Origin of the sequence: Roseburia porci, assembly GCF_009695765.1 — a bacterium.
GTDB classification, from domain to species: domain Bacteria; phylum Bacillota; class Clostridia; order Lachnospirales; family Lachnospiraceae; genus Roseburia; species Roseburia porci.
Map to the genome: position 1 here is coordinate 1 of NZ_VUNI01000013.1, position 18,456 is coordinate 18,456.

15 protein-coding genes and 2 pseudogenes are annotated in these 18,456 nt (G+C 39.3%); 14 read left to right on the forward strand and 3 right to left on the reverse strand.

Going from position 1 to position 18,456, the window contains the following annotated elements; all coding sequences use genetic code 11:
* Nucleotides 1–251: 251 nt before the first annotated feature.
* Nucleotides 252–1,028 (forward strand): tyrosine-type recombinase/integrase, encoded by a 777-nt coding sequence (locus FYJ75_RS08405; protein WP_154430011.1) that lies wholly within the window; start codon nucleotides 252–254, stop codon nucleotides 1,026–1,028.
* The gene (locus FYJ75_RS08410; protein ID WP_154430012.1) at nucleotides 1,012–2,037 is read left to right on the forward strand and encodes a tyrosine-type recombinase/integrase; all 1,026 of its coding nucleotides are present in this window, start codon (nucleotides 1,012–1,014) and stop codon (nucleotides 2,035–2,037) included. Before FYJ75_RS08405 ends, FYJ75_RS08410 begins: the two co-directional genes overlap by 17 nt.
* A 72-nt stretch (nucleotides 2,038–2,109) precedes the next feature.
* Here the strand turns inward: FYJ75_RS08410 and FYJ75_RS08415 are convergent.
* Nucleotides 2,110–2,922: pseudogene (locus FYJ75_RS08415) on the reverse strand (DDE-type integrase/transposase/recombinase); the annotation flags it as partial.
* Between the two features lie 73 nt (nucleotides 2,923–2,995).
* Nucleotides 2,996–3,394: pseudogene (locus tag FYJ75_RS08420) on the reverse strand (DUF6431 domain-containing protein); the annotation flags it as partial.
* Nucleotides 3,395–3,857: 463 nt separating this feature from the next.
* On the opposite strand from FYJ75_RS08420, the gene FYJ75_RS08425 reads away from it, so the two are divergent.
* Entirely contained in the window at nucleotides 3,858–5,423 is a 1,566-nt protein-coding gene (locus FYJ75_RS08425; RefSeq protein WP_154430014.1) for a ComEC/Rec2 family competence protein, read from the forward strand.
* Nucleotides 5,424–5,436: 13 nt separating this feature from the next.
* Here FYJ75_RS08425 and FYJ75_RS08430 read toward each other — a convergent pair whose 3' ends face one another.
* A complete protein-coding gene (locus FYJ75_RS08430; RefSeq protein WP_195838975.1) occupies nucleotides 5,437–5,952 on the reverse strand; it encodes an HNH endonuclease in 516 nt (171 codons plus the stop codon).
* Between the two features lie 787 nt (nucleotides 5,953–6,739).
* Between FYJ75_RS08430 and FYJ75_RS08435 the strand changes: the two genes are divergently transcribed.
* From FYJ75_RS08435 to FYJ75_RS08485, 11 genes are all read left to right on the forward strand, one after another.
* On the forward strand, nucleotides 6,740–8,911 hold the full coding sequence (locus FYJ75_RS08435) for a hypothetical protein (RefSeq protein ID WP_154430016.1): 2,172 nt from the start codon (nucleotides 6,740–6,742) through the stop codon (nucleotides 8,909–8,911).
* 427 nt (nucleotides 8,912–9,338) lie between these two features.
* Nucleotides 9,339–10,766: an IS110 family RNA-guided transposase gene (locus FYJ75_RS08440; protein WP_154430017.1), complete on the forward strand. Its 1,428-nt coding sequence runs from the start codon at nucleotides 9,339–9,341 to the stop codon at nucleotides 10,764–10,766.
* 697 nt (nucleotides 10,767–11,463) lie between these two features.
* Nucleotides 11,464–12,198: a hypothetical protein gene (locus FYJ75_RS08445; RefSeq protein WP_154430018.1), complete on the forward strand. Its 735-nt coding sequence runs from the start codon at nucleotides 11,464–11,466 to the stop codon at nucleotides 12,196–12,198.
* Between the two features lie 189 nt (nucleotides 12,199–12,387).
* A complete protein-coding gene (locus FYJ75_RS08450; RefSeq protein WP_154430019.1) occupies nucleotides 12,388–12,651 on the forward strand; it encodes a hypothetical protein in 264 nt (87 codons plus the stop codon).
* Nucleotides 12,652–12,751: 100 nt separating this feature from the next.
* Complete coding sequence (locus tag FYJ75_RS08455) at nucleotides 12,752–13,666, forward strand: glycoside hydrolase family 25 protein (RefSeq protein WP_235907048.1); 915 nt, start codon at nucleotides 12,752–12,754, stop codon at nucleotides 13,664–13,666.
* A 9-nt stretch (nucleotides 13,667–13,675) separates the two neighbouring features.
* On the forward strand, nucleotides 13,676–14,440 hold the full coding sequence (locus tag FYJ75_RS08460) for a YARHG domain-containing protein (protein WP_154430085.1): 765 nt from the start codon (nucleotides 13,676–13,678) through the stop codon (nucleotides 14,438–14,440).
* A gap of 174 nt (nucleotides 14,441–14,614) precedes the next feature.
* Nucleotides 14,615–14,866 carry a hypothetical protein gene (locus tag FYJ75_RS08465; protein WP_154430020.1) on the forward strand — a complete coding sequence of 84 codons (252 nt, stop codon included), beginning with the start codon at nucleotides 14,615–14,617 and terminating at the stop codon, nucleotides 14,864–14,866.
* 36 nt (nucleotides 14,867–14,902) lie between these two features.
* The gene (locus FYJ75_RS08470) at nucleotides 14,903–15,703 is read left to right on the forward strand and encodes a prolipoprotein diacylglyceryl transferase (RefSeq protein WP_328596897.1); all 801 of its coding nucleotides are present in this window, start codon (nucleotides 14,903–14,905) and stop codon (nucleotides 15,701–15,703) included.
* 120 nt (nucleotides 15,704–15,823) lie between these two features.
* The gene (locus tag FYJ75_RS08475) at nucleotides 15,824–16,258 is read left to right on the forward strand and encodes a DUF7577 domain-containing protein (protein WP_154430022.1); all 435 of its coding nucleotides are present in this window, start codon (nucleotides 15,824–15,826) and stop codon (nucleotides 16,256–16,258) included.
* A 15-nt stretch (nucleotides 16,259–16,273) separates the two neighbouring features.
* On the forward strand, nucleotides 16,274–16,936 hold the full coding sequence (gene ccmA, locus FYJ75_RS08480) for a heme ABC exporter ATP-binding protein CcmA (RefSeq protein WP_154430023.1): 663 nt from the start codon (nucleotides 16,274–16,276) through the stop codon (nucleotides 16,934–16,936).
* A 17-nt stretch (nucleotides 16,937–16,953) separates the two neighbouring features.
* Nucleotides 16,954–18,456 (forward strand): hypothetical protein, encoded by a 1,503-nt coding sequence (locus tag FYJ75_RS08485; RefSeq protein WP_154430024.1) that lies wholly within the window; start codon nucleotides 16,954–16,956, stop codon nucleotides 18,454–18,456.

Sequence of the window (18,456 nt, forward strand, 5' to 3'; positions counted from 1 at the left end):
AAAGAAAATAATAGCCAAGCTGGGATATACATCCATGCTTGACTATTATCTAATAGTTAGTGAAAACTAAAGAACCGCCCTGGTACGGAACCGTATGCCGGGTGGTGTGGGAGGACGGTAAATAAAACAATTATTTACCTCCTACCCGATTGGTTACGAAAAGACTATATGGGAAAGAATGGGAATGGTCAATAGGGCAGATAAAAACGTGCCGCAAAAAACAGCACGTTAAGATAGATGATATAAAGGAGATGTCGGATTTAATCTGCGGTAAAGCTGCAGTAGGTGGGAACTATAATTCGACGCGTGACATTAAAGGATATGATGTATACCTAATGCACGACGTTTTCTTTAAAGCAACAGACTTTCAGCCGCATATTTACACGGACGATGAAATTCATAGGTATTTCCATGCGGTTGACACATATCATTCAAGCATTAATCGTATGGAAGATGTTCAGCTGCCAGTCCTGTTCCGTCTGTTATACTGTTGCGGTACCAGAATCAATGAAACTCTTGGGATTAAAAAATCCGATGTAGATTTGGCAAATGGCATCATTAGACTCACGGAGGTTAAAAATGGCTGCGAACGCTACATCGTTCTTAACGAGGAAATGAACAGGTTGATGAAGCGCTATGCTGATAAAACCTTTTATCTCCTGGGCGACGACGATTATATCTTCGCTTCCTTCGCCGGCAGGCGCAGGCAGGGACGCAGGATATATGATATCCACAGGATGATTCTAAAAAAAGCAGATATACCCTTTCTTGGAGATGGGAATGGACCCCGCCTCCATGACTGGAGGCATACCTTCGCAGTACATTCATTCAAGCAGATGGTTGATAACGGAATGGACATGTATGTTGCTCTCCCTGTCCTTTCAACTTATCTTGGGCACAAAACAATTTATGCCACGGAACGGTATGTGCGGCTGACAATGAGCCTGTATCCATATATAGAAGAACGGTTCAGCCACCGGTTTTCTGAGGTGTTCGGGAAGGAGGCATCCTATGGCCAAACAGACTGATTTTGCTGTTTTCCTGAACCGTTTTCTGACAGACTATCTTCCCAACAAAAGAGGAAGTTCGCCAAAAACCATTGATTCTTACAGGTATTCGTTTATCTTTCTTATAGATTACTATGAGGAAGCCTATAGGATTGGACCTGACAGGCTGGCATTGGCAGATATCACTTACGAAAAAATTTCAGGATATTTTGACTGGCTTCAGGAAACGAAACTTTCATCCGTATCCACCCGAAACCAGCGACAGGCAGCAATTAACAGCTTTATCCGTTTTCTCATGTATGAAAGACCGGAGTATCTGAATGAATACCAACGTATACTTGCTATCCCGGTAAAAAAGGCTCCACAGAAAGAAATCTCTTACCTGAAAACAGATGGTGTGTCAGCTTTAATGGGAACGGTAGATACATCCAAAACAAATGGACTCCGGGACTATGTCATCCTGATGTTACTGTATTCTACAGGAATTCGAGTGAGTGAACTGATAAACCTAAAAATCAGGGACATTTCCCTGCACATGCCTTATACACTGCTCGTCCATGGAAAAGGTAACAAGAGTAGGTATATTCCATTGTTAAAGGATGCAGTTCCAATTATCCAGAGATATCTGGATTCGGACATTTTTCATGGCTATGTTGATGTTAATCGCTGGTTATTTGTCAACCATATGAAAAAGCAATTCACCAGGCAGGGAATAAATCATCTCATCAAAAAATATGGTGACCTGGCACGAAAACAACATCCTGAGTTAATTCCGGAAGATATCAGCCCGCATAAAATGCGGCATACTGCCGCAATGGAACTGGTTAATTCGGGCGTCGACCTTATTTACATTCGAGACATGCTTGGTCATGTGAGCGTTAAAACAACGGAAATATATGCCAGAACCGACGCAAAACTCAAAAGGGCGGCTATTGAGGCGGCAAGCCGTGAGATTGTCCCTCCAGAAGAAGCACTCTGGGATTATGACGAAGACCTGAAATCCTGGCTAAAGGGATTCAACAAGCGATAATTATTATGTAAAGAAATCCATGCTGAAGTTCAGCATATATGGGCTTCAGCAGACATTTCTTTACATAACGGATTTCTTGTCATAACCCTTGCTTTTCCCTGAACGTGGTTTTGCATGCATGACACGGATTCCAAGTCTGGCAAGTGAGAACTGGATCTGTTTTGCAATGTACTGGCTTCCATTATCGAAGTAGCAGGCATCAAAAGTTCCATATCTGGAGATTGCCTGATGGAAGGTATCCTCAATGATGGATTCCTCCTGATTATCATAAAACCGGGAGGAAAGCAGATATCTGGAATGGTCATCGATGGCAGAAGACAGATAAGTCTGTACCTTTGCGCCATGTTTCCCAATGGGAAGTTTAGGACCATACTTGATATCACCCTGGATCAGCATCATGCGGTGAGGTTTGCAGAAACGTTTGGAAGAGCTGTTTCTTGCTTCTTTGTACATCTGCATTTGTTTCTGACCATAACCAGCCCGGTATATGTGCCGCTCAAGGGTCGATCTTTTCAGAATACCCGGTGCCACAAGACCTTCCGCTTCCAAAATGTAAATAATCTTAGCAACTGACCGCTCCGGGACTTCTTTACGGAGCTGGATCGCCTGTTCCAGAAGAAACTCAAAGTTTTCCGGAAGTTTTTGAGAGCGGTGTTTTGCACGGTCAGCTGGTCTGAGTCCTGCAAACTGTTTTTCAGCGAATGCTTTCTCATACCGGTAAAGAGTGCGGACAGAAATGTTATTCTCGTCTGCAATCGCTCTGCGGAGCTGTAAACGTTTGGCATCATCCAAACCTGTCTGAAGAAGCGGTGAGATCAACTGGAAACGGTGAAGCGCTTCTTGATCCTGCCATTGCTGCTTTATCAATGTTTCATTTGTATTCATAGTATAGCTACCTCCTTATGAGACCACTATACTATCTGCCTGTATGACAGACGAACCAAAGCAGGTGCAAAACTTACCAGCGGATTGGCACCAAAAATCCACCGCTGTTATAAATGAGCCGGAGGATAAGTTCCAGCCAGTTTAGATATCTGTTTCTGATCTTGTTGAGCAGTAAGTCTGGCGTAAATAGGAGTTCCTCTCCCAGATTTAATATCTGATATCCAGCTGTCCGTAAGTATCCTTCTATACGTTGCAGGTTTTCGCGAAACCATTGAAGCCAGCGGAGCATTGTACTGAAAGAAGGATAATCTTCAGAGTCCAGGTAACCAGGAAGAATCACTTCATCCAGAACACCGGCAATCACTTCTGCTTCGTAGTGTTTATAGGGAACAAGGCAGTCCGGAAGTTCATTGTGATAGCTATGGCAGTTCTGACAGCGGAACCTGCGGATCATCAGACGCTCCTTCACGCCACCTTCCTTTTTCGGATGCGTGGACGGGAGTCTCTATAGCGGAGTATCCCCTGGCAAACCGGACAAAGATGGGAGTTCTCACTGCTCTCAACAAAAAACACCAGAATCCTCCTTGAGGACCAGTGTGTAGTCTGATATAATAATCATGGTTTTGACCATGGTCTCAGAGTACACAACTTTCCAGGTAGGGTGCTCTGGGACCTTTTTCTTTCTGTAAACTAATGACAGTATACAGATCATTCCAGAGACATGCAAGTAGATCAGTATCATGCTAATTTAAAGAGTCAACAACAGTAATGTTTGAAAAAATCTCTGAACACAGTCAATTGAGTCGTTGTCGTCGAAATGGTTTTGTGGTATACTAGACATGACATAAACCCCTTTGTAAAGATGGTTTCTAGTCAACATAAATTATGTGATCAGTAAACTTGTTATTTTTAAGAAGGATTAAAAGAGGTGCGTTATGAAAAAGAGAAGAATCATGGAAGCAGCGGGAGTAATACTTTTTTGCTTTCTAATGGTTATCGGTGTTGCTGCCGGAACGAAAAAGAACCAGCATCAGACATTGAATAGCACGGAAGTGGCTGCAGATGAGCTGCAGACAGAGGGGTTTGCTGTTGCAGATGGAATGGAAGTAAATGTATTGCAGGATGTGTTTTATACACAGGATATTGCTTCGGTTGATCCGGGGAGTCTGGTTGAAGTGAAGGGCGCAAAGGATTGTACAGTTTCGATTGATGGATATCAGAAATTAGAGTCTCTCGATGCTGAACAGAATCAGATCGGAGAATTCAGTAATACAGTTCCGGAAGAAGAAGGGTATTATAAAGTATCAATTACGGTATCGGATAAAGTGCAGGGGAGTGTCATGACGGATGCAGTTCTTGTTTATGACAAAACAGCACCGGAGATTGCTGGAGTAGCAGATGCTTCTTTTGATTCGGAGCCGACAGAAGATATGATCACATGTTCCGCAACAGATAATATAGATGGACCGGTAGATTGTCAGAAGCAGATTGAGAAGATCTCGGATGAAGAGTACAAAGTGACGGTTAAGGCTGTTGATAAAGCTGGAAATGAAGCGGTTGCTACAGCAACGCTTACTGTGGGTGCTGAGGGTGATAAAGGCACTGGGCAGGAACAGCAGCAGAGCGCAGCTGCATCATCTGATTCGGCGAATGTCGAGCAGGGCACAAATACAGGTGCAGGGACGCAAAATGTCGCAGATAGCTGGCAGATCACTCAGTATGGCGATGAGGGCGGAGCTCAGTATATGTTTTATACAATTGTTGATAATACAGGGCGTCTGGTTATTGTAGATGGAGGTTATGAAGAAAATGCAGATGCAGTCCGCAACGTGATTAAGCAGCACAATAATCATGTCACAGCATGGATTATTACACATCCGCATGCTGATCATGTTGGGGCATTTAATGCAATCATGTCTGCAAATACAGACAATGCGATTACCGTAGACCGAATATATACAATTCCGGTAAATAAAGAGCGGTATGAAGCAACTGCACAGGATTATGATAATATTGGGACCTTTGAAAAATTCTATTCTCTGTCTCAGACGATGAATAATATATCTTACTTAAATGCAGGGGATGAATTGGATCTGATCGGACTTCGGATGCAGGTGTTCCATTCGTGGGATGCGAATGTTGATGCATTGCCAGATCATTTATGCAATGATGGATCTATGATGTTTAAGGTATCCGGCAAGAAAAAAAGCATGTTATTCTGTGCAGATGTTCAGTCGGAAATGGAGCCATATATTCTGGCTTCTTACAGGAACCAGTTCCATGCAGATTATGTTCAGCTTGGACATCATGGCAACTGGGGACTGACGACAGATTTTTATGATGTGGTAAATCCTTCTGCAGTATTCTTTGATGGACCACGTTCATTGATTGATGATGAAAGTGGAAAATATGATGGATATTTATTGAGAAATTACTTTGCAGCAAAAGGAATACCGGAGTATCGCTTTACAACAGCACCAAATACCGTTGTGGTGGAATAGGGAATATACCCAGTCAGGCAGGTCGAGCATGATCTGCCTGATTTTTGCGTTTAACTTCTGCAACACCCCCTAAATGACCAAAATATGAGTGAATTATGCTTGGCACAAGATCGCAGGATCGCATATCATTTAATTCATGCCAAGTATATTTATGAGTTTGTCTCCATTGTGCAACAGAAGTTGAAGTCCAATTATTTTTTCCCTCAAAAAGCTCTTGATTCCATTTTTCAGAGCAATGTTGATCACATAGACGGAAATTGATACTGCGTGTTTCGGTAATGGAGATATTTGCTATTCGTATAAGTTTACAGGGAGAAAAATCAGGGACAGCATTCAGATATTCAATGCCGATTAAGCCAAATTCATGGAGTGCATGGATTACTTTTTCTGATTTTGGAACACAAAGTCCTTTTCCCCGGATTCCAGATAACCAGATAACTCGATTCAGGTTTTTAGGAGTGCATTTGATGCGTTCGGAGAGCGTACTAAAAAAGATGGTGAAAAGTTTGGGATTAAGTTGTTTTTTCATTTGTAGATTCCTTTCTGCTATGCAAAACAGCAAGGAATCTACAGGAAAAAAGTGCATCACAAAAAAACGAGAACTTATTTTAGAAAGAAACTTTTTTATATAAGGTTCCTTTCATATGTATTTCCTCGCTGTTTTGTACGTACAATTAAGCGTGTTGTTATGTTTTATTTTTATAATGGATAAAAGTTTGATTTTTTAGAAAAAAATATAAAAATTTTTAAAATAAAAAATTATTCCTATTTCTAGCATGTAATATTAAAAATTCGTCTATATAAAAATGTGTGAATTTATAAAGATTTTGCTTGATTAAAATGAGATATTTGGGAATTTTATTGCGTAAGCGTCGGTTTATTTAAAGTGATAAAAGAATGTAAATTATACAAAGAAGTTTGTAAAAGAAAAATGATAGAGCAGAATATTATTATATTTAAGATAGGCTAAGAAGTACTCACTTCTTAGTGGCACTTTCACATGTTTAGCAATTTTGCAAGAACCATAATTGGTTCAAAGGGTATTTAACTATGAAGGCGAAGAAAAAAATATTTCACACACAGATATTGACAGAATATTTATAGGGGAATATAATAAGAAAAAGATGTGATTTTCACAAGATGCGAAATACGGAAACGCTGAGTCAAAATCATTTAAAATACAAGATATTAGGAATACCACCTATATCAAGTATGTGGCGAGAGTTTATGGAATTTAACTGTGTATGTACATGGTTTTTTGTTTTATAGCCTCCTTGTTGAAGTCATGTCTGATTTTAATAAGGAGGTTCTTTATTATGAAAAAACAAGAAATTGCAAGACTTATGCCAAATGAAGCGCATAAGCGAATAAAAACAGCACAGTCGATTGTGGTAATAGGTCCAACATCATCTGGAAAAAGTACATTAATCTATGCTTTGGTAAACTATAAGCTCATCAAATTTATTTTAGTCGGAATCGGAGATAAGTGTCAAACTACTATTATTCCATGCAATTTTTTATTTGATGAGCGAATTGAGAAGAACGAGTATTTCTCAATTCAGATTAAATGTAAGCCATTTTTAACAAAGCTTGTTCACCTTAATGTGATTGAGATGCTTGCAAAACAATTTGTTATCAATGGTTACGATGCTGAAGAGACACTTTATGCGATCGATTCTGGCATATTTGAAGAAGTATTGGAGCCAACAGAAGCCACATATCATTTAGGAAAAATAGCGAAGGATATTTCACTTAAACAATTTAAAAAAGTTGTACATGAGTTATTGGTGCATATACAAAACGCAGAAGACTCATTTTTGAATCGAGTGAAGGAAAAAAAGAAAGAACCGGATAAAAGAAAGGTTTCTATTGATGAAATTCGAAATATTGTTATGGAGGATATGTGGAGTGAGCTTGAACCAGCACTTTTAGAGCCATATCAGAAATGGTTAGATGACATTGGGGAATGCATTAGGAAGCGGTTGTGTGCTTGCATGGGACATATTGAAGATATTGAAAAGGTTTATGAATATAGTGTAGAAGAAAACGATGTACTTGAATACGGAGGAGAAATTTTAAGGAAATTGTTTGATCCGTACGAACCATATAGCCTTATTGTTGAGGATATGACAATGGCATGTAGACCTCGACAAGAATTAATTGATATGTTTGATAAAAGAATTCCGCTGAGATTTTGTTTACGAGATACAATGGGATTAACGCAGGTCAGAGCAGATAATAATTCCATTAAAGATGCATTGGACATTGCATTGAACTGTAGTCCTGATAGTATTCTTTTATTGATGAATTTAGAAGAAAGGGATCAAGTTATTATTGATTGTTGTGAAGCTATCAATTCTAAAATTGGTAAGGCAAAAAAGCTTGATATACCAATTAATGTAATATTTACGAAAGCAGATCGTATCATTGGAAATCTTATAAACAAGGCACACCGTGATACTGTAGAGTTAACTCAGCAAGATTATGATAACAATATTGTGGCTGCAATTCGGAATATGGAGGAGAAAATAGATGGATATTTGTCTTATCTGGAGCAGGACAGAGCTACATGGCTGTCTATTAGATATCTTGAGGAGAGTATAGATCCGATTCAGAAAGCACTTAAAATACTAGGGGATGAAAGAGTTGGAAAATTTCAGAGAATTGGATTATATTCGGAACTTAATGATATTCTTATGGATACTCAGAGAAGAATTCTTCCGGCTGGTATGAATACTCCGTTGTTTGTGACTGTAAAAGATACTAGCCTTCCGGCAGTTGATATCGTAGTTTCTGCTAATGCTATTCAAGATGAATTTAATCAGATTCAACAGAGCTTGACATCAGATAAGGCAATTGTGAATGGGTATCAGATTACTGACACAAGAAGAATTCATGGTCGTAGTGTTATCAGATTCTATGAAAATCTACAAATAGGATTGGGATATACGACGAATGCTTTTGTATATGGAAACTTTAGCATTAATATGAAAGGAATGCTAAAAAAAGTACTAAAAAAGAGTATACCAGAATTCATGAGTTTGTATGAATGTGAAGCGGTTAAGACTCTGGCGGACAATATGGATGAGGTGGAGTTGGATAGAGTTATAGAAGAATTGGATGCAAATGATAAGATAACGGAATTGGCATTTGCCGATATCAATCCAGCTGTTTTTGATGGACTTCCATCAAAAATCCGTAAACTTCAAAAGTTGCATTTAATATTTAGACACTATTTCGCAACATCCGAGAAGTATAATATGGTTATTGATAAAGTTGCATTTAATCTGTCTTATGGAAATACCGATATTCGTAATATGGTTGACACAAAGTTTAATGAACCTTTTATCACATATGACCAGACAATAAGAGAAATGCAGAAAAATTTCCTGAAATATTATTCTTCTGATAAATTTGAAAAATTGCTTTCAAAGGAACTTGGAAATGCTATGACGGAACTCGTTAATAAGATGTTTATCACTATATAATGAGGGCAAGAGATTACTAATAAAGGGAGATTACTTACCTTTTGGAGCTCTAAAATAAATATTGAAGTAATGGAATATATTGGATATTTGTTACTTTAATATTTGTTTTAGAGCTTTTTTTTGATATTTACATATCGATTTTGTTAAAAGGGTTTAAAGATAGAAAAATGTAAAGTAAATTAAAGAAAAAGGATATTTTTAAATGGTGTGCTCTCAAATTATTTGAATTAGGGAAAAGACATTGGAGGTAATAAAATTATTGCTAAAAATGTATAGTATCGTCTATGAGAACTAAATAAATTAGTAGAAAGCTTCCTGTATACTTTAAATAGGTCAAGGGATTGACACAAAAAAATACCTCAAGTAAATTTAGATTATTACTGACCTGCCAGTTGGTAAAATCTAAAGAATACAAGAGGTATCTAAAATGAATGTTAAAGGCACAAAGAAGAAAAATCAAGTAGTAAAAGCAAATATTTTTGAGCAGCAGGAGCTTTTGAAAAAAGCGGAGGTGATTAAGGAAAATCTCACAGCTTCCACTTGGCATGAGTTGGAAACCAATGGTAAGTTCGATAAGAACGCAAAACTTTCATTTATCAGTGATGATATGCTTATCTTAGGATGCGATGTAGGCAGTGAAACACATTATCTGAGAGCTATTGATACCAGGGGTAGAGAACTCAGTAAGTCCGCATTTTCATTCAGCAATGATTCTGAGGGATTCCAGAGTGCAAAGGAATGGGCAGTAAAGATAGCTGCTGAACAAGATAAGAGTCAGATAGTACTTGGCTTAGAACCGACCGGGCACTACTGGTTCTGCCTTGCGACATGGATGATTTCAAATGGGATCAGCGTTGTTCAGGTAAATCCTTATGCTGTGAAGCAGACAAAGGAAGTGGAAGATAACAGCCAGCTGAAAGATGACACGAAGGATCCGAAACTGATAGCAAACCTTGTCAAGGATGGCAACTTTGGTATGCCGTACCTTCCGGAAAAGCTTTATGCGGAGCTTCGCAGGTTATCCATGTTCAGAGACCAGCTGAATGAGGACAGAATCCGGACAATCAACCGGATGCACAGAGAGATGAAAATATATTTCCCGGAGTATAAGGATGCGTTGGGAAAAGTCGATGGTGCATTCAGTTTGGAACTGCTGAAACAGGCGCCATTCCCGGATGATCTAATAGCACTTGGTGAAGATGGAATAAGACAGATCTGGCATGATGCTAAGCTTAGAGGACGCGGCTATAGCAGAGCAGGAGAAATCTTACAGTATGCGAAAGCAAGTGTTGGGATGAAGGATGGAGCCACTGCAGGTAAGACAGCTGTAAAGTGGTTTGTACAGAAGATCATGGAACTGGATGCTGAACTTGCTGTTATAGAAAATCAGATCAACCAGAAATGTCAGAAAATACCGCATGCCGGTAACATTCTGGAGATAGCAGGAATCGGAGAAAACACACTTTCCGGAATCCTTGCAGAGATGGGAGACATTTCGAGATTTGATGATGTTAAGGAAATACAAAAATTAAGCGGATTAGGTCTTGTGGCATGCAGCTCAGGAAAGCATAAGGGAGAAACCAAAATCAGTCACAGAGGACGCAAACGACTCAGATACTGGTTATTCCAGGCGGCAAAGTCAGCAGTGGCCCATGCGGAGGAATTTAAAGAACTCCATGTGTACTACACGACACGCCCCGACAATCCACTGAAAAAGATGCAGTCACTGATTGTGATAGCCTGCAAGCTCCTGAGGATCATTTACACGATTCTGAAGAATGGCACGGTCTATGATCCAAAGAAGATGTTGGCGGACATCAGACGACAGGAAAAGAAAGAAGCAATTGCAGCATAAGACAATCGACAGAATTATTTATTCCAGAGCCTTGCCGGGTTCCGGATGATTCCGAAATCGGGCAGGGTTCTGGAAAGAAACCCGATAACGATGGAGTGCAACAGGCACTGCATCAGCACAATGACCAGCAGGTAACGAAACAGGGGAAGAGTCCACGGAATATCCGTCCTCTGCAGAAAGGGCAGGTCAGTAAAATCAAAATATAAACAAGAGCTGTAGCTTGCAGTAGTTCACTCCGTAGGGCATGACCCTGTTTGAAAGCTTAGCAGGCACTCGGTGTATGAACAGGTGGGACGAAGGAAGTTGGTACATGATACCATTAGACACGGAAGGTTCACCATCATAGTTAGCAGAGGATTAATGGCCTTTATAAAGCAAAACATAGGGACGCTTTATAAAATGCACCTTCTTTTATCTATTCAGTACAAGATACAATGACTGTCATACACTTTTGGCTCTGTTTTATGAGGTAAATATTTAAAGAAAAGCCTGAAAAATCAATGATTTAGGGCTTGACATTATAGGAAGGGATCGTAAAGAATTTGAACGGCAGAGTACTCCGGTGTTATCAGCTTCAGTTGTTGACATACAAAATGAATCAACACAATTAAGGAGTGAATTTATATATAATTTTAGAAATTTCTGTTTTTTAGATGATGATCTGTATTATCTTAAAGAGGGGATTGAATTTCGTAACGTGGGAAGAGGAGAAATTGAATCTGCGCACATTACGGCTAAAAAGTACTGGATTGTAGATGGTGTGCAGTCGGATATTATTACCAATGAAATGCATTCCTATATTCTTTTTCCTGAATATCAATTTATTCCAATTAATGGAAGTATGCGGATGCAGGTCGCTGTACCAAAACCAGATAAAAAAGTTTTAAATATTCCAGATGAAAACAAAGCTCAATGTATGATTATAGAAAATACAGTACAGATAACGTTGAAAGGTGTTTTCAATGAAAGAGAATCTTCCTACCTGTGTCATTATTTTGTTGATTATTATCCCAATGAATTAAAACGCAGTTCTATCAGAGATATTTCAATGATGCTCCTTCGTCCGGAACAAATAAAGCTCACTGGAAAAAAGATTGAGGCAAGTGTTTCAACATATTATAATGTGAACGTTCAATCTTATATGGCTGTTATCAGCATGAAAAATTTATCCAATGATGATATCTTTTTTAAAGAGGCAATATTAACCGACATGCATAATCACAAAATGGGTACTTTTGATTTCCTCGGGATACCGGATTCGCAAAATGGTTCATTAATTGCAAAAGAACAGATTGAAATAGAAATGAAAATAGAACATCATCTGGAAATTATCAGGAAATATGCAATAGATTTAAATGGGCATATTAAATTGTGTATCGTAGATATTGACGATAATAAATATGTGTTTAAGAAGGGATTTCCGGTTGGATGATAACTTCTTTTTTGCAGCTATCCGCGAGCTCCTTCCTGGCAATCAGTCCTGCAATCATATCACTGAGGATGACAAGATCAGAGGACTACCATGAAATGTTGTTGTTCCCTTTTGGTCAGGATGATATAATGAAACTTAAAGCGTGCAGTACAGAAAGCACGCGATCATGAGGAATGGAGGTTGGAGTACATGACATTACTTATGAGAGATAACCAAATGCGAGAGGAAGGTCGCATAGAAGGAAGAATTCAGGTGTATCGTAACCTGCGTAAAAAAGGATTTTCAAAAGAAGAGGCTTTGGCATTTGCTGAGATACCTGCTTCGGCAGTAGAAGATGACGAAGACCAGACCAAACCAAACAGGAATAGCCAATGTTTTCAAAAGGGAACTGCTCACCAAATATCAAGGTGTGCGGCTCCTTTTGATTTGCAGGAGAGATGTCAGAATTTTTGATGATCATATGTGGTAGTTTTTACATTGTCAGAAGTACATGGTATACTGATATAAAAAGCGGGCGAACACCGCGAATCCGGAAAGGATATATATTACAGATATGAATAACCGAAAATCCCTGATCTTACATATCAGTTATATTTTAATTTTAATTATTATTTCTGCGACAACGATTCGTCATAGCCGAAGTGATAAGGCGAAGGAACAGATGATGAATACAGATCGTATGTCAGACACAGAACAGATTGAAGAGACCGAGGATAACGAACAGATGCTTCATTATGTGGATGCCTGGGGTGAATGGCATGATACGATCATTCGTGATGATATTGCGAAGAATGATTATGAGTGGACATGCCTGAAACAGACGGAAAATGGAATTACTTATGAAGGCGATTCTAATTATGCAATCCGAAAAGGGATAGATGTTTCTTATCATCAGGGAGACATCGATTGGAAAAAGGTGAAAGATGCCGGATATGATTTCGCATTTATCCGCATTGCATATCGTGGCTATGGCGAAGAGGGACAATTGAATGCAGATCGTAGGGCACTTGCCAATATAGAGGAAACTCAGGCTACTGGAATGGATGTTGGAGTATATGTGTTTTCGCAGGCGGTGAATGAGGAGGAGGCAGATGAGGAAGCCAGGTTTGTCATAGATCAGCTGCAGGGCAGAACGCTGGAACTCCCAATCGTGTATGATCCGGAATTGATCCGTGATGACGAGGCAAGAACGGACTCCGTGACAGGAGAGCAGTTTACTGCGAACACAATTGCTTTTTGTGAACGCGTAAAAGCGGCTGGATATCAACCAATGATATATAGTAATATGGTATGGGAAGCCGATTTGTATGATCTTGGGAAGCTGCAGTCATATCCGGTATGGTATGCAGATTATGAGCAGATTCCACAGACACCGTATGCATTCCGATTCTGGCAGTATTCCGAGAAAGGAACCGTGGATGGTATCAGTGGTGACGTGGATCTGGATGTGGAGTTTATAAGGAGGTAAGTGAAGATTATGGGTGAAAAGGGACAACCAAAGAGATTCTGCCGCTTCTGTGGCAGCGAATTAAAAGAGGGAGCAAGGTTTTGTACAGCCTGTGGTAAGAAAGTAGCGGAAGATACGGTGCAGAAGCAAAAGAAGGTACAGAAGACTCCGGAAACTGCACCACAACAACCGGTTCAGTCAAAGAAATCGAAAGGTGTGATGATCTGTGCTGTTCTTGTGATTGCAGCACTGGTTGTAATTGGTATAATGATTTTTCTGATCAAAAATGGTCTGGATCAGAAAGCAGATGCGGATCAGGGAGATAACAGAGTACAATCGGAACGTGTTGTTGATACAGAGCAGGAAGAATCTGAGACTACTGACAAGAAGGACAGCAAAGATAAAGACAAAAAAGATAAAGACAGGAAAGACAAAGAAAAGCTGAAAGATACGGAAGAAAGTACACAGAGTGCTGTTAAGGAGGCGAATCTGCCTGGCATCGGAGAAGAGTTCCAGAATGCAGATTACATTCTTCCAACCAGCAATTCACAATATCTGACAGAAGCTGATCTTGAGGGGCTGACAAAGGAAGAATGCCGGCTTGCACGTAATGAGATCTATGCAAGACATGGCAGACTGTTTCTGGATGAAGAATTGCAGAAGTATTTTGACGCAAAGCCATGGTATCACGGAACAATCCAGCCGGATGATTTTCAGGATACGATGCTGAATGATTATGAGATGAAGAATAAGGATCTGATCGTTCAGTATGAAAGTGAACATTTTAATAATTAAGGTGATTTCTTATAAAAATTCTTAATTTTCCAAAGGAAATAGGCTTCAGGATGGACTGAAAATTTAAAAGATTTATAAAAATTTAATAGAAATTTTATGGAAATATTGACAAAATTTAACACCAGTGAGACAATAGTACTTGTAATTAGTTTAAAGAAGTGGAGGATTGAATTAATGGGTGTTGCATCATTAGTACTTGGTATTATTTCATTAGTAATTGGTGTTTTCTCAAGCGGACTTTTAGGATGGTTAGGAGCAATTTTAGCGATTGTTGGTATTATTCTTGGTGCACTTGGAAGAAAGAATCCGGAGAAAAAGGGACTTGCTACAGCAGGACTTGTATGTTCTATTATCGGATTAGTTCTTTGTCTTATTTTATACATTGCATGTGCTGCTTGCGTAGGTGGTTTAGCTGCATCTATGTAATTTTAGAGAACAACACAAGGGAGGTTTCTGCACAATGTGGAAGCCTCTTTTTTAATTTGGAGAAATAAAATGCACGTATATTTACATTTTGGAACATTAACAATTCCGACATATGGTTTTTTGATTGCACTGGGGGTTGTGGTGGCAAACGTAGTTGCCATGTTTGTGCTAAAACAGGTGAAACAGGATGTTAATGATTTTATTATTTTGGAAGCATATGGTTTTCTGGGCGCATTTATTGGGTCAAAATTATTATATCTGATTATTTCATATAAAAGTATTAACTGGGCCAAAATTACAGACATTCATTATGCCAATAATTTAATGTTGACAGGATTTGTGTTTTATGGTGGGCTCATTATGGGATTGCTTTTTGTGTTCGGAGCAGGAAGAATTCATAAAATAAATGCGCAATTATACATTCGTAATTTTATATTTTTGATTCCATTTATCCATTGCTTTGGCAGAATTGGGTGTTTCATGGCTGGCTGCTGTTATGGTATTCCTTATAATGGGATTGGTGCGGTTGTTTTTCCGGAAGGGTCCTATGCGATTCCGGGAATACCTCTGTTTCCAGTGCAATTAGTGGAAGCTGTTTGTTTAATGATAATTGCAATCATTATTTTATATTTGAGAATGAAAAAGAATTGTTTTTATACGATTGAAACATACTTGATTCTTTATGCTATGGTGAGATTTGGACTTGAAAAACTCAGGTATGACAGTATAAGAGGGTATTATGCTGGATTATCCACTTCCCAGTGGATTAGCATTCTTTTAGTAATCGTTGCTATTGCATTGATTGGGGTTCATAGGAAAACAAATCAAGAAAAGTAATATGCCAATATGTCATGATATGTCGATATTGACAGTCAAATTAAGGTAAGGTTATAATATGAATTATTAAGAAAAAGTTAATAATTTAGAAATGTGTACTTTTACAAGCGAGGAGGCAATATGGCAAGTTTAAAGGATACCTTTACAAAGGGGCTTACAACACTGAATGTCAAAACAAACAATTTTATGGAAGAGTCTAAATGCAAGACTTACATTACAACATTGGAGAATGAGATTGCAGGACTGAAACAGAAGCTTGGTGATGATGTATATACCAGCTGGATGAATCAGGGAGATCTTACAGCCGGAGTGGAAGAGACCTGCAAGCAGATCCAGAACAAATATCAGGAGATCGAGGCTCAGAAATTAAAAATTGCACAGCTTCAGGAAGAGGAGAAACAGATCCTTGGAGCTGCATCGGTACAGACTACTTCCCAGGCAGCACCGGCGCAGAATGCAATGCCGGAAGGGGAGACCATTTTTTGCAGCCAGTGTGGAACTAAGAATTCTGTAAATTATAAATTCTGCTGCAAATGTGGCGCTCCATTAAAGTAATGGTCTTGCATCAGGATGATAGAAGTTAAGAATGTTGTAAAACATTACAAGAAGAAAAAGGTACTTCAGGATATATCGTTTCAGGCAAAACAGGGAGAATGTGTTGCAATTGTCGGAAGGAATGGCTGTGGCAAGTCAACATTGCTTCAGATTATGGCTGGTGTGCTGAAAGCGGACTCCGGTGAGATCCGTTATTATGGGCAGAAGGCACAGGGCAAGGCATTTCGCAAATTCTGTGGATATGTGCCACAGGAGAATCCACTGATGGAGGAGTTGACTGTTTTGGACAATCTGAAACTCTGGGGTGCTGTGAAGTCAGGTGAGACAGAGGCAATTATTAAGCAGTTTCATCTGGCAGATATTTTGAAGATGCCGGTAGCAAAACTTTCCGGAGGGATGAAGCGAAGACTTGCAATTGCGTGTGCCTGCTTTAACTGGCCGCCGGTTCTGCTTCTGGATGAACCAACTACGGCATTGGACTTATACTATAAAGAGAATATACATGAATTTCTTGCACAGTATCGCAAGCTAAACGGAATCATTCTCATGACAACACATGATGAAGAAGAGATTCAGAATGCGGACAGATGTCTGATCATGACAGAGGGCAGGATGAAAGAATTGTCCAAAGATCAGATCAATATGCAGGAAATATATCAGTATATAAAAGCAAATTAAGAAAGAAAAGGGAATGAATGATGGAAAACGAAAAGAAACCAATCGGCTTTGATCCGATGACAGGAGAGCCGATTTATGAGGAGACTGCACAAGCAACGGCGAATGCAAAACAGCCAACAGGCTTTGATCCAATGACAGGAGAGCCGATTTATGCGGAGACTGCACAAGCAGAAGAGAACGCAGGGCAGCCAACAGGCTTTGACCCGATGACAGGAGAACCAATCTACGGGAATGCTCCAAAAGCAGCGGAGAAGAAACCATTTTATAAGAGAAAGGCTGTTATCATTCCGGCTGTTGTTGTCGTAGCAGGTGTTGTTGTTTTCGCAGGAGTGAAGAATGGTGCTTTTCTTGGTAAATCCGGAAAAGTTGCGATGGCAACCATGAATACATTAACAGATAATTCACATATCACAAAGAACCTGGCTGGATTATCACTTCTGGAGTCAGACGACTATACGATTACATGGTCTGGAAGTTTTGGAGATGAATTCAGCGGAGATCTGACATTCAGTAACGGTTCAAAACAGAAACAGTTATCTGGTAATGTGGATGTAGATTCAATCAGTGATATTGAATTTGTCGGCAATCTCACCAGTGATGAACTCCAGCTGCAGGTTCCGGGATTTTCGGATGAACTTTTTGTATACAACTATACAGAAGACAAAGATGGATATATCACTGAACTTGTAGATGACGATGATATGGAAGCTTTTGATAAAGCACTTCAGACTGTTTTTTCTTCCAAAGAACAGAAGAAAGAAGGAACAGAAGGCGCTAAGATCTTAAAAGATTTCTATAAAGGACTGAAATTTAAATCCGTTGGCAAAGAAGAGTTTGAAGTTGATGGTAAGGATCGTAAATGTAAAGGATTCCAGACAACCATTACAGGGGACGATCTGTCAGATCTGACAGAGCAGCTGCAGGATTTCACAGAGGAGAACTATGGAGATTCTCTGGATGATCTGGACGCAGATCTGGACGATTCCTTTGATGATATCTACGATGAACTGGATGATTTCCCGGATACCGATGTCACATTCTATATTTATAAAGGTAAACTTGCGTGTGTACAGGTAGAAATTGGAAAAGAGGATGCACAGCTGGTATTCCATGGTGGCAAAACAAGAACTCAGAATATGGAACTTCTTGTAAATGATGACACCATTATGGAAGTTGAAGGCGAGACAAATGGTTCCAAAGAACAGTATGAGCTGAGCTTTGGAGGAACATCTGTAGGAGAGCTGGAATATGATTATAAGTCTGGTGATTACAGTATTGATATCAATGCAGGATATGATGATGTAACAATTGAAGGTACATTAAGAGGAAGCAAAAAGAGCTTCGAATTTGGAATCAGCAATATTGAGGCATATGATTTGGATGAAGACATCGATTTCAATGTAGATCTCAAAAAGGGTGCGAAGTTCCAGAAAGTTTCCGGAGATAAATTTGACATTGGTAATGCTTCCGAAGATGATCTGGAAGATCTGATATACGATCTGGAAGACTATTTCGAATAA

Coding starts and splice junctions, on each gene's coding strand:
- FYJ75_RS08405 (WP_154430011.1), top strand. CDS start 252: ATGTCGGATTTAATCTGCGGTAAAGCTGCAGTAGGTGGGAACTATAAT.
- FYJ75_RS08410 (WP_154430012.1), top strand. CDS start 1,012: ATGGCCAAACAGACTGATTTTGCTGTTTTCCTGAACCGTTTTCTGACA.
- FYJ75_RS08425 (WP_154430014.1), top strand. CDS start 3,858: ATGAAAAAGAGAAGAATCATGGAAGCAGCGGGAGTAATACTTTTTTGC.
- FYJ75_RS08430 (WP_195838975.1), bottom strand. CDS start 5,952: ATGAAAAAACAACTTAATCCCAAACTTTTCACCATCTTTTTTAGTACG.
- FYJ75_RS08435 (WP_154430016.1), top strand. CDS start 6,740: ATGAAAAAACAAGAAATTGCAAGACTTATGCCAAATGAAGCGCATAAG.
- FYJ75_RS08440 (WP_154430017.1), top strand. CDS start 9,339: ATGAATGTTAAAGGCACAAAGAAGAAAAATCAAGTAGTAAAAGCAAAT.
- FYJ75_RS08450 (WP_154430019.1), top strand. CDS start 12,388: ATGACATTACTTATGAGAGATAACCAAATGCGAGAGGAAGGTCGCATA.
- FYJ75_RS08455 (WP_235907048.1), top strand. CDS start 12,752: ATGAATAACCGAAAATCCCTGATCTTACATATCAGTTATATTTTAATT.
- FYJ75_RS08460 (WP_154430085.1), top strand. CDS start 13,676: ATGGGTGAAAAGGGACAACCAAAGAGATTCTGCCGCTTCTGTGGCAGC.
- FYJ75_RS08465 (WP_154430020.1), top strand. CDS start 14,615: ATGGGTGTTGCATCATTAGTACTTGGTATTATTTCATTAGTAATTGGT.
- FYJ75_RS08475 (WP_154430022.1), top strand. CDS start 15,824: ATGGCAAGTTTAAAGGATACCTTTACAAAGGGGCTTACAACACTGAAT.
- ccmA (WP_154430023.1), top strand. CDS start 16,274: ATGATAGAAGTTAAGAATGTTGTAAAACATTACAAGAAGAAAAAGGTA.
- FYJ75_RS08485 (WP_154430024.1), top strand. CDS start 16,954: ATGATGGAAAACGAAAAGAAACCAATCGGCTTTGATCCGATGACAGGA.